This window comes from Streptomyces sp. NBC_00726 (genome assembly GCF_045161735.1).
Classification (GTDB): Bacteria; Actinomycetota; Actinomycetes; order Streptomycetales; family Streptomycetaceae; genus Streptomyces.
The window spans coordinates 1,967,137-1,979,558 of the sequence record NZ_CP108983.1 but is presented as its reverse complement, the minus strand read 5'-3'; the positions used below and the strand labels follow the sequence as shown (position 1 = coordinate 1,979,558).

The following is a 12,422-nucleotide window of genomic DNA, read 5'->3' as shown; positions in this document are numbered from 1 at the left end:
GAGGCGGTGCGTGTCACGGCGCCTCGCCGTCCGTCCGGACCTGCGAGGCGCCATGATCGTCCGCGTCCGCGAGCCGTGCTGAGAGCTGTGCGTCGACCTCACATCGTACGGACTCGACCTGTACGGCGTGCTCGTGAGGCAGGCCCGCAGCTGTGCGGCCCGCGGCGTCGACCGCGGCGACGGCGACCTCCAATTCACCGAAGGCGAGTCGGCATTCGGCCAGCCGCAGCCGGATCACCGCGCGCTCCGTCCGCTCGGCCGGACCGTCGCCGTGCAGGAGCGCGTCGTCGATCCCTTCGTAGAGACGTGCCGCGGAGCCGAAGTCCCCGGCCAGGCGGAGCCCGTCCGCCGCTCCTCGCCACACGCGGCGCACCAGCGGGCGGCGCGCTCCCCACTCCCCGCGCACCCGTTCCGTCAGCGCACTCAGACGATCGATCGCGTCACCGGGTTCGCGGGTGGCGATCTCTGACTCGGCCCGCGCGCACAGCAGTTCCACCGAGCGGGCGTCCAGCCACTCCGCCTGGCCCTCCGCCAATGACGGGACAGGGGACGCGGCGGGAGCGCGGAGTGTGCGTACGGCCCGGTCAGCGGGCCGGCGAAGCGGCGCCGTGGCGTCGGGGTGGGTGCGCGGACGGGGCCCGGGGTCACCGGGCTGCGGACCGAGTGGTTCGAGGACCGCCAAGACCTCGTCCACAGGCGGTCGCTGTCCGGGCTGCTTGGCGAGCATGCGCAGCACGAGATCGTCGATTGCCTCGGGGATGCCCGCAGCGTACACACTCGGCGGCAGCGGCTCCTCGTAGAGATGCCTTTCGGTCAGTCCGGAGTCCGAGCCTCGCGGGAACGGTGGGCGCCCGGTGAGCAGTTCGTAGAAGACACAACCGAAGCAGTACACGTCCGTCCGCGCGGTGGGCTCGCGCTCCAGCAGCTGCTCGGGCGCAAGATAGCCGCGGGTGCCGAGGGTGGAACCGTGCGCCGTGTACCGGGTGGCGTCGGACCACAGCGGCTTGGCGATGCCGAAGTCGATCAGGACGACCGCCCCCTCATCGTCGATCATGATGTTGGCCGGCTTGAGGTCCCGGTGCACGACAGGCAGCGTGTGCGCGCAGGCCAGCGCTCTCGCCATCTGCACGGCGACCGCGATCGCTGTCGCCAGTGGCAGCGGTGTGTGCTCGTCGAGGAAGGTTCGCAGGCTCACCCCGGTCACCAGCCGCATGGCGATGTAGGGCACGCCCTGGTGCGTTCCGCTGCCGTACAGCTCCGTGATGCCCGGGTGGTCGAGTGTGCCCAGAAGTGTGGCCTCGCGCCGGAACCGGGCGTTTCTGACGGCGAGTTCGGCCTCCCTTTCCTCGGGGTCCAGGGCGTACAGGGCCTCAGAGTCGTGGCGCAGGAACTTCACCGCGACCTCGCGACCCGCTGACGTCGTGCGACCTTCGGAAGCCTCGTTGTCCGTGGAGATCTCGCGGGCCTGCCAGACGTGGGCCATCCCGCCCTTGCCGAGCGACTCCTTCAACTCGTAGCGCCCGTCGATCAGGTCACCCGTGCTGGGCCTGTACATCCCCGCGTACGAATCCACGTCCACGTCGCGCCGCCCCTTCGTCCTTCCGCACCATCCGGCACAACAGACTAGCGTGAAGTGGCTAACTTATTAGATCTTCATGGACTCAGTTCACAGATGTGTGGCATGCTGGATCGCGTCCAGGGTCCCGTTCGTAGCCTGCCAGGCCCCTTGATCCTGGACGTCCACTTTGCCCTTGCCGCCTTGCAACGGGGGTCATCATGCAAAACCCACCGGGTGTAGTCGGAGAGGACTGGCTGATCAAGGCGAGTCCCCGGATGGCCCGGCCCGACGCCGCGGCCTGCCCCACACACCGCCGCATCGCGATGCGGCCCCAGCTCGTCGCCGAACCGGCCGTGCCGTTCCTGCCCACGCCGTACGAGGAGTTCGGATTCGGCCCGCTTTTTGCGGCGCTCGATCGTGTGGAGCATGACGGCCGGTCCGTCGAGCAGGTGCGCGAGGAGCTGCGGAACACCCGCGGACCGTTCCGAGGCAGGGGTGCCCCGGTCCACCCTGTGCATCTCGCATGGACCGCGCACGCCCTGGAGCGGTACGTCGCGGCCCGCGCCCGGGAGCAGGCCGCCGCCGCGGAAGCAGGGCTGCCGCCCACCCTGGCGGTCAAGCAGCCGTGGACGTGGCGCACCCGCCGACTGCACGCACCCGACGCGCGCGGTGCCCGGCAGTACGAGCACACTCTGTGGGGCCGCATGTACGCCTCCGCCGACGGGACCGTGCGCGACCTCTGGCTGCCCTCGCTGGGCCGGGCCAAGACCAGCCGCCCCGCCGCCGAACTCGGAGCCGTGGCACAGGTGATGGCCCATGGGGCGCCGACGCCCCGGCGCAGGGTGCGGGACGAACCCCCGGCAGTGGCGTCCGACACCAGTCGGCCGCCTGCCCTGGTGCGCGTCTTCGACGTCGGGTGCGCCGACGGTGTGATGGAACCGCTGCTCGGTGCGCCGCCTTTGTTCGGCGAGGGGCCCGCCGAGGTGAAGGAGCGGTTCGAGGGCGACGCCGTGCCGGCCTTCCTCTCCGCCGCGACCGCGACCGGTGCCAGGCCCGGGGAGAATTGCGTCGACTGCAAGGCCATCGCCGGTTGCACGGACCTGAAGCGCGCCCCGAGTTTGTGGGGAGGGCGGCCCGCGTCTGTCGCGCGCAAGCGGCGTTCCGTCTCCGCCTGGGATCTGCGCCTGTACGCGGAATGCCCCGCCCAGTACCACCTGGTGCGGCGTCTGCGTCTCAACGACCTTTCTGGCGAGAACGAGGGGGCGCGGCGTGGCAGGTTCGTCGACTCCCGGCTGGACGCGCTCCACAGTGAAAAGCCGGTGCGCGGCTGCCGGGATCGTGCGGCCCCCGAGCCGGACGCGCTGCGATCCGAAAACGGTCTGGACGAGGCGTCCGCGCGTGCGGCCGCCGGAATGATGGCCGGGCACCGGCTGCTGTGCCCGCTCGACGGACTCGGCGCCGACGAGCGCGTCCTCGTGCAGCATCGGGTTACGGCCTACATTCCTGAACTCGATGTCGTCGTCCTCGCCGTACCCGATCTCGTGTACACCCATCGTGGCCGGTGGATCTGGCGCGAGACGAAGACATCCTCCCGCCCGCTGTGGGAGCGGGATTCACTGCTGCGTACGTATCCGCAACTGGCTCTCGGCGTACTGCTATTGCACGCGAGGGCCGTGGGCGACGACCCGCGCCGTTCCTGGATCGAGCTGGAGCACCTGCGCGAGGGTCGCGGGGATAGCAGGCTTGAACGCGTCGATCCCGGGCGCGCTGAGATCGTAAATGAAGCCCGGGATGTCATCGCTTCTCTCGCCCAGCCGCTCATCGAGGACACCACGTACGAACCGAGGACCGGGCGCCACTGCCACGGATGCCTGGCGCGCACCTGGTGCCGTCCCGGCAGCGCCTACGTCACCGATCATCTGTTGCCGTACCGCCCCGATGCGTCGTCTTCCGCCGACGAGTCCGAGCTTAGTGCCGACCTGGCGCCGAGAGGGGGCGTCGCTTCCGATGACTGACCAACAGGCTTCTCCGGACTGGATGTCCAACCGGGACGTCGTTCTGCTGAGGGACGTGGCCACCGCCGTCCTGCACCTGGCGACCGTCGACGACCTCGACGCCTTCGCCCTGCCCTATCCGGCCGGCGCGCAGCGTGCCCTCGACGCCCTGACCCTCCAGTGCCTGCGCAACGGAGCCACGCCTCCGACCGGCGTACCTGAGATGGTCCGCTGGGCCCGCGCCCGGCCGCTCAGCAGCTGGCCTCTCGATCAGCTGCCCGCAGACCTGTTCGACGCCGCGGACCGGCTGATCGACGAGGGCTCGGGAGAACCCTCCCAGCTCTGCCATGAACTTTCTGTGCGCGGACACGGTGACAGCACCGGGCGACAGTACGACCGCATGGTCATTTACGAGGCCCTGCGGGTCTGCCGTGCGATGTCGGCGCCCGAGTCGTACACGGCCTTCCGCCGCCTCTTGGTCACCCGACCCGTACTCACGGAGGACGACTGGGCCGAGATCAGCTGCGACCTCTTCCTGGACCCGGTCCGCTTCCTCGTCGAGGAGATCTACGCCCGCGTCCCCGCTGGGTTCCGGCGCGACGGTTCGTATTTGTGCTGTCACCGTTGCCTGACCCTGCTGCATCCGGTGTCCGACACCGAGTGGTGGTGCGAGCGGGATCAATGCCGCCACCGGGGCCCCGCGCCGCACGGCCGGGCGCTCGTTGCGGCTGAGACCGGAGAGTTGCGCCAACTGCGGAAACCGCTGCGGCTGTTCGTCACCGGGCCGGGGCAGGCGGAGACTTCCCTGGAGGGTGAGCTGCGGGCGCTGGGGCTCACCGTTGAGATGTGGCCCAACTTCGACTCGTACGACGTGAGAGTCATCTTCCCCGACGGTCATGTGTGGGCCGTGGACGTCAAGGACTGGGCGCATCCCGCCTTCCTCGGCCGCAGCGCGACCGCGGTGCGGGCCGAACCACCCTACGACGAGGCGTGCTGGGTCGTACCGGAGTTCAGGGTCCGCGCACGCCGCGACTATCTCGACAGCTACGCCAAGGAGCGGGGCGCTCAGGCGGATGGGCTCAGACTCCTGACAGATCGCCAATTCGTGCGGGCGGCCCGGCTGCGACTGGCTGGTGAGCAAGGGCCGGACGCCTCCATTTGTCCGCTCCGCGGTGGAGCGGACAAACCGCTGGGCCCCGGCCGAGGGGCCGCCGGACGCTGCCCCATGGACAACACGCTCCCGGCCGAGGATGCCGGGCAGGAGGACGGAGCGGACGATGCGTGACCGCAGCAGTTGGTACCAGCCGGTCGTGGCCGCGCTCGGGCCCTGGCCCGAGGAACACGCCAGGACCCGCCCCGCGCTGCTCTGCCAGGTCGAGCTGGCCCTGCGTCTGATGGAGACCGTGGCGCCCGGCCACGCCGCCGACGGGGCATGGACACTGCTGGGCGGCTACGGCCTCGCCTTCGCACGTGCCGCGAAGCTGCCCGTGGGGGCCGCGGAGCAGGCCGCGCTGGCCGCCGCCCGACACCTGCTGTGGCCGATGCGCCGCGGCCGGATGTGGCGGCAGTCCCTGAACACGTACCTGGAACTGCCGGAACGGCTGCGGGCCTACCGCGTCCCGGCACAGGGGGAGGCGGCATACCGGGTTGCTCCCATGGTCGCCGCCGACCGCTTCGCCGTGTACGACGAGGCACTGGCGAGCCTGCCGGGCTTCGCCGTCAAACCGATGGATCAGGCGGAGGCGGGCGAGCATCGATTCATGGACCGCCGCCACCGGCGCACCTCCGTCACCATCCCGGCCGACCTCGTACGGGACCCGTTCCCGGGTCACCCTCTCACCGCAGGACGCCCGGCCACCGCAGGACCTCTGGACGTCCCACTCGACGAACTCGACGACGTGGCGCGGTGGATGGACGAGGAGGAACGGCGGCGCGGTCGCAAGGAGGGAAACTGGGCCCAGCGCCTCGACGACCTCGATCTCGACACCCGTAGCCCCGACGGGACCGCCTTTGCGCCGGCGTCCGCGCTGCCTCTGAACCGGCTCACACACCTCGTTGGCATGGTCGGCGCAGGTAAATCAACCCTGATGACGCTGCTCGCCGTCTGGGCGCACCACCATGGCCTGCGCACCACACTCGTCGTCGGTGATGTGGCCGAACAGCTCACCCTGACCGAACTTTTCCGCGGACTCGGTCTGAGCGCCGCCTTGATCCAGGGCGGCACCACGCGTCCCCAGCACACCCAGCGGCTGCACCGCAGGCTCGCCGCGCGCGGAGCGCACTCACTACTCGCCCATACTGACGCGACCTTTAGACACCTCAGCACCGCCTGCCCCCTGGACGCGCTGCGCGCACTCGACACATCAGAGCCGCTGCGTTACAACGACGCACCGTGCGGCGGCCTGCACCCCGTGAGGAGGGCCGGAGCCGGCGAGGGTGGAGACGAGGTGGCGGCCGAGAACGCCCTGCGCGCACTCGAACGAGCCCGCGGCGCTGCCGACAGGCAGACTCCCGAAGACGGTGCCGAGGAAGAGGAGGAATGGGGCACTCCGCACGCTTGCCCGCTGTGGAGCGCCTGCCCCCGGCACTCTGCCGCGCGCGACCTCGTCGACGCGCTCATCTGGGTGGCGAACCCCGCCAGCCTCGTCCAGACGGCTGTTCCACGCCAGCTCAACGCCGAACGCCTGCGCTACCTGGAACTGGCCTGTCTGCGCAGTGACATCGTGATCGTCGACGAGGCCGACCGCGTACAGATGCAGCTGGACCAGATGTTCGCGCCGTCGGCCACCCTCGTCACCACCGGTGTCTCCGATTCCTGGCTCGACCAGTTGCAGACCCATGAGATCGCCGAACTCGCTCGGCAGGGACGACTGCCGCTCTCCGACCAGGACGTGGAGCGGTGGTCGGCCGCCCTTGACATCGTCGGTACCGCGGCGGACCGGTTGTACGCCATGCTCATCGACGACGAGGGGCTGCGGAACTGGGCACAGATCGACTACTTCAGCGCATGGACTCTTCAGGAGAAACTGCTGAACGCCTGGTATCCGCTGACGTCCGGCCGGTCCGTCCGACGTCCGGATGGCACGGAGACGGGGGACGTCGAGGACGAGACTGCGCTGTACGAGGACGAGGAGGACGGGGAAAGGGACGGCGCGGACGGCCCGGGTGAGACGGATCTCCCTGAGTCGGAGGCGCCCTGGGCGCCCCGCCGCAGTGAGATCACCGGATTCTTCGACATGTTCCGGGACGATCCGCTCGGCGGGCGGGGTCCCTACCTGACGCCCGCCGACGAGCTCACCGTCCTCGCCCACGACGTTTTGCACACCCTCGACGAGAAGCGGACGCGCGCCCGGGTCCGCGCGCTCCTCGATTCCTTCCTCGTCGGAGCGCCGGGGCCCCAGCAGCGGTCGCCGTCCACCGTCCGTCAGGACAGGGACCCGGCGCGCGATGAGGTGCCGCTTACCGAGGAATGGCGCGAACTGAACGCGCGGAGATTGGAGTTCACCCTTGTGCTCGCCGCGCTGCACCAGCGTCTGGACCGGGTGACCTTCCTGTGGCCCCAGGTGGAGGCGGCGCTGCGGCTCGACGCGGCGAGCCACGAACTGACCCGTCGGCCGCCGCTCGACTACGCGCCGCTCCTGCCCGAGGCGCCCATGGGCAACGTCCTCGGCTTCCAGTACCTCATCGACGAACGGGCGGCCGCCCGCGACAAGGACGGTCGTCGCACCGGAACCCTGCGCTTCTTCCGCTGCGCGGGGGTGGGCCGCGAACTGCTCCTCGGCCTTCCCCAGCTCGGCGCCGATCCCGCCCGGGGAGAGGCCGGCCCGCACGTTCTGCTGATGTCCGGCACCAGCTGGGCCGGCACGTCCACCCGCGCCCATGTCCTCGCTCCCGTCCGAGCGGTCCTGAAACCGCAGAGCAAGGCGCTGCGGTCCATCCGGGACACTGTGTTTCGCACCGAGTTCCTCTACGACGCGGCCGGGCAGCCGATCCGCCTCTCCGGGCAGGACCCTGACAAACGCGAGGACGTCCTTCGCCTCATGATCGACCGTCTGGCCCGTCCCCGCAGGGACGGAACCACCTCTCCGCTGCAGAGCGAACTTGCGCAAATCCCCGACCAGCGCCGCAGGCGCGCCCTGCTTCTGGTGGGCAGCTACGCAGAGGCCGGGGTGGCTGCCACGGCCCTGGACGAGATCCCGCGCTGGCGCGGCCGGGTACGTGTCCTGGCCGCCGACGACGCGGAGCTCGAAGCCGCGGTCGACGGCACGGCGCCAGGTGGGAGCCGGACACGGAGCACCGGAGCGGTGCGGCGCGGTGACCTCGCCTCTTTCGCTGAGGACCCGGACGCCGAACTGCTCGTCGCTCCTCTGCTCGCCGTCGAGCGCGGGCACAACATCCTCACCACCCCGCAGCGTCCCGGCGAGGAAAGGGTGGCAGCGTTCGGAACGGTGTTTTTCCTGGTCCGCCCCCACCCCCGCCCCGATGACCTGTCCCTGGCTGTGTTCGCCATCAACGACTGGGCGAGCCGGTTCGTACGAGGGCAACTGCCCAGCGAGGGGGCGACGTTCGATGATCTGGTGGCGGAAGCCGACGGTCTCGACTCGGCAGGCGGCACCTTCCGCACCGTCGCCCGCCGCGTCTGGCGGCACGTCCTGTCCCGTCCCTACATCTACTCCTCGCTCTCCGAGGACGAGAAGGAGTCCTTCGTCTGGGACCAGCTCGTCACCATCTGGCAGGTCATCGGCCGCCTTGTCCGCGGTGGTGTGCCGGCCCGTGTCGTGTTCGTCGACGCCGCCTTCGCACCGCGGCTGGCCGCGGCACAGGCACCCGTCGCAGGCAGAAACAGGCGGTCCCGTACCAGTGACCCGGGACTGCTGGTTCGCCTCCGGGACGTTCTTGCCCCGTACTTCAGCAGCACCGAGAACACTGCCGGCGGGCCCGACCCCGCCGACATCGAACTCGTCAAGCTGCTCTACCGGCCGCTGTACGAAGCGCTGTGCGGCCTTGGCGCTCCGTCCGCGCCGGGCGGCACCGACTGACACACCGGGACGCCGCTGCTGCCAAGGCTGCCGAAGACATCCCGTGCCGCCGACCACGTACGACATCGCAGGGAGAACGGACATGTACCAGCACATCCGCCGATCCGCGTATTACCTCGCCGAGGGCAGCGAGCCCTGGACCGAGGACTACCACGCCCTCGCCTTTCCCGAACACTGGCACGCGGACCTTCTCGAGCTGCACAACCACGGGCGCGACGAGGAGAAGAGGCAGCTGACCCTGCCCACGCGCCGGCTCGACGGCGTCCTGCAGACCCTCGCTCCCGACGTGATCGTGCGCCCTCGCCCCCGTGTCCCCGTCGAGCCGGGGCCGGAGCAGCGCTCCCCGACCGCCGAGGACTTCTGGATGTACGTCCCCGCTTCAGCGACCGACCCCCTCCCAGAGCGCTCCCTGCGGCAGCTCCTGGACTCATGGCTGCGCACTCTCGGTCCCAAGGGCGCGGGGCAGGACCCCGCGTTCCGTTCACTGCTGCTTGCGAGCAGCACCGACCTCAAGCAGAACCTGCCAAAGTGGCAGCCGGTCACCGGCGTCGACCTGCTCACCGGCCCCATCACCCTCGGCGGGACCGCCGCCCCCGACCCCCGGCAGTTCCAGCTCGCCACCGATGCGTTGGCCCGCCGCATCCTGTCCCTCGACCCCTACCGCTTCGAAGGAGGAGAGCTGCGCTTTCGGGCTGTACCTCGCGGGCCCCGCGACCAGGGGGCCGAGCTCATGTCGCAGCCCCTGCTCCGGACGGTCAAACGTAAGGAGTGGTGGTTCTCCGTCGTACTTAACATCTCCCTGCACACCACGCCGTTCGATGCCAGGCCGCGTCTGCACCTGCACTGGGGCGTACGACGATGGGCGACGCATCCGCGGGTCACCACCAAACGCCTCAACCTCTCCTATCGGGAAGCCACCACGGTCTACTTGAGGCCCACCATCCCATGGCTCCCCGGAGCGCCGGCCACCGAGTGCTACGCGCTCGCCCGACTGCGCCGGGACCGGGCAGCCGACACCTTCACCTGGTCCGAGAACGACACGGCCGGCATCCTGCGCGGACTCAGTCTCGCCGGCAATTTCCCCGACCCCGAACAACTCCTCGCCGAACCGGGCTCCTGGATCGGCGAGGGGGGAGGGGTCCGCGCCGCAGTGGTGCACAGCACCCGGATGGGAAAGCACGAGATCGGCACGGGTTTCATGCCCAACCAGCGCGCCCAGCTGACCGAATGGGCCGAACAGGCCCTTCCGGGACCGGTGGTGCGGGTACCGGATCTGAAGCGGGGGCGCGGCAAGGGCATCGGCGCACCGGAGAACAGGCGTCCCAAACCAAGGACCGACGAGGCCAAGAAGACCGAGCTGCTGCGCGAGACCCAGGCGCGCAGGGCGAACCTCGCGGCGCAGGCGCGAATCGCCAGCTCGGCCCCGCACCACAGTGATCCACCGCTGGTCGAGATCCGGTTGCTGTGGCAGTCATCAGAAGTACGCAAGGAAGCAGTGGCTCAGTTCACGCACGCCCTGGGTCTTGACGGTGACGGCGGCGCCTCCGCAGCCGCGATCACGGACCGGGACTTCGACGAAGCCCGGCCCGGGGCACCGGTCGTCCTCGAATGGCAGACGGAGGAACTCATCCTGCGGCTGCGGTGCCTGCCCCTGGCCGACGGACTCGGAGATCGGCTGGTGCCCGACCCGGCCGTCAAACGCAAGGGAGCGGCCTTCTCCGCAGCCATCGTCGAGCGCCGCAAAGCCCTGGACTCATGGCTGCGCGCGGACGGCGCGGACCCCGGCCGCCCTGAACTCGCCCTGGTGGAGATCGCTCACCGCAGCACCTTCCGCCCGTCGATGACGGACCCCAAGTTCGCCGTTCGACTGGGGTGCGCCGACGCAGGCGTACTGACCCAGTTCGTTGTGACCCCGTCCACCGACCGGCAGATCGACAATGCGGACAGCATCGGGCATCGCACCCACAGCTCCTGGCTCGATGGGCTGCGTCAGCTCGGCGTCCGCGTACTGCCGCAGCACACCCTCGGCGATGACCTGCCCGACCGGCTTCAGTACGCCGCGGTCTGGATGGTGAAGCGCCGCAAGGACGGCCCGACCCGGCTGCCCAAGCACCTGCCCGTGGCCGTCCTGGCCACCCCGCTGCCGCACGCCACAGGTCAGGCTGCCGTACGGGGCTGGGACGACGCCGCGGGGGAATGGGTGCCGTATCCGCGCTTCCTCCTTGGCCTGGTGAAACAGGCCGAGATCGATCCCGAGGCATGTGCGGAGCCCGACCCGCAAGGCGACGGCCTGCAATCTGGTGCACCTCGGGTGACCGGCCAACAATGGCGTGCCAACCTCGCCCAGCAGCGCAAGGAGACAGCGGCATTTCTCCAGCGCGTACTGCACTCACTCCGTGGCCAGTCCACCGTGCTGATCACTCACGCACAGAACAGCAGGTTGCACTGGCCGTGGCTGCAGGACGGCCGGATCGAGCGGGATCTGATTCGGACGGGCCACGCCCCCAAGGGGCGGCTCGACGACGAACTCCGCCTTGTGCGCGTCCGAGGATGTGGGGGGCGGGAGTCCGCGCAGTGGTGGGGCCTGGCGGACCCCGGTAAGCCGCACGGCCAGCCGGCCGGCTTCTGGGCCCAGACCACCCCGTCGCAGGGCGGGGGCCCAGCAACTGAGCGGATCTTCTACAGCACCACGGAACGCCCGGGTACCCATGCCGTGTCGCCCGCCCTCGACCGCCTGACCACCAGGGTCAACGCCGCGGGCAACCTCACCTCGCAGGCGGGCACCAGTGCCTGGAACCCGACCTTGCTCGAGATTGCGGTGCTCGGCTGTCACGCGGACGACTCCCCGGGCGCCGTCGCCCTGGGGAAGCCGGACGATGCCGAGGCTCTGGCCCTCGCCGTACACCAATTGCGCCAGGCACCGGACTATGCGGCGGCGCTGTCCCTGCCGCTCCCGCTTCACCTGGCCGGGCTGGCGCAGGCATACGTTCTCCCGATGCTCGTGGAGAGTGATGAGAATTCAGCAGAAGTGACGGCGGGGCCAACTGCGGAGCAGGAGCAGGGGGGCACGGCGGACAACGATTCGGACCCGGACCTCATGGACGCGGCGGGGCTGACCACGGAACCCGAAGGGGAAGATGACGAGGGGTAAGTCTCGTCTCTGGCGGGGCCTTGGGCTATGGGACGAAGCACTTCTCCGGGGGAGCGGCCGATGCACAGCCGCAGGCTCCGTGACTTGCGTGGTTCGGCGGCGGCGCCACGTCGGGTGGTTGGCGCCGAGGTGAAGCAGCTTGAGTCAGCGATCACGAACAGAGCAGGCGCCGCTTTGACGCCCGCTCTGTGTGAACCCGAAGGGCCGTCAGAATGGCTCTGAACAGGTATTACTCTCATGCGGCTGCGGGCAGACCGTGGGACGCCTTCCGAACTGGGGGACGTATGTGGGACGAGGAGCTCAAGAAGAGGGTGGAAAACCGGGCAAAGTGCGCTCCTGGGCAACGAAAAAGCCCTCCGCAAGTGATCTTGCGGAGGGCTGAAAATGGCCTCTGACCTGCACAAACGTGCGCCCCCGGCAGGACTCGAACCTGCGGCCAAGTGCTTAGAAGGCACCTGCTCTATCCACTGAGCTACGGGGGCCGGGTGGTGGCTGCGGTGGTCAGGAGCCCCGGGACCCGGGCGGTCCGTGACCTTGCCGGGTCAAGGATAGGGCTCCGATCGGCTCGACCTCGTTGCTTCACCTGCGTGGCACGATGTGGAGGTTCGGTGAAGCGAGACGATAATCGCAGGTAGGCCCGGATCACGCACCGCTTTTGACGCTTCACGCCACGGGTGTTG

Annotated in this window: 5 protein-coding genes and 1 tRNA gene; 4 read left to right on the top strand and 2 right to left on the bottom strand. The window is 69.7% G+C overall.

What is annotated here, in order from left to right; genetic code table 11:
• Nucleotides 1-13: 13 nt before the first annotated feature.
• Nucleotides 14-1,579 carry a serine/threonine-protein kinase gene (locus OG338_RS08785; RefSeq protein ID WP_405936777.1) on the bottom strand — a complete coding sequence of 522 codons (1,566 nt, stop codon included), beginning with the start codon at nucleotides 1,577-1,579 and terminating at the stop codon, nucleotides 14-16.
• A gap of 197 nt (nucleotides 1,580-1,776) precedes the next feature.
• Between OG338_RS08785 and OG338_RS08780 the strand changes: the two genes are divergently transcribed.
• The 4 genes from OG338_RS08780 (at nucleotide 1,777) to OG338_RS08765 (ending at nucleotide 11,742) form a co-directional block, all read left to right on the top strand.
• The gene (locus OG338_RS08780; RefSeq protein WP_405936776.1) at nucleotides 1,777-3,573 is read left to right on the top strand and encodes a PD-(D/E)XK nuclease family protein; all 1,797 of its coding nucleotides are present in this window, start codon (nucleotides 1,777-1,779) and stop codon (nucleotides 3,571-3,573) included.
• Nucleotides 3,566-4,837: a hypothetical protein gene (locus tag OG338_RS08775; protein WP_405936775.1), complete on the top strand. Its 1,272-nt coding sequence runs from the start codon at nucleotides 3,566-3,568 to the stop codon at nucleotides 4,835-4,837. Before OG338_RS08780 ends, OG338_RS08775 begins: the two co-directional genes overlap by 8 nt.
• Nucleotides 4,830-8,591, top strand: a complete 3,762-nt coding sequence (locus tag OG338_RS08770; protein WP_405936774.1) for a hypothetical protein — start codon at nucleotides 4,830-4,832, stop codon at nucleotides 8,589-8,591. Before OG338_RS08775 ends, OG338_RS08770 begins: the two co-directional genes overlap by 8 nt.
• Before the next feature lie 82 nt (nucleotides 8,592-8,673).
• Nucleotides 8,674-11,742, top strand: coding sequence for a pPIWI_RE module domain-containing protein (locus OG338_RS08765; protein WP_405936773.1), 3,069 nt, complete (start codon nucleotides 8,674-8,676; stop codon nucleotides 11,740-11,742).
• Between the two features lie 409 nt (nucleotides 11,743-12,151).
• On the opposite strand, the gene OG338_RS08760 is transcribed toward OG338_RS08765, so the two are convergent.
• A tRNA-Arg gene (locus tag OG338_RS08760) sits at nucleotides 12,152-12,224 on the bottom strand.
• Nucleotides 12,225-12,422 lie beyond the last annotated feature (198 nt).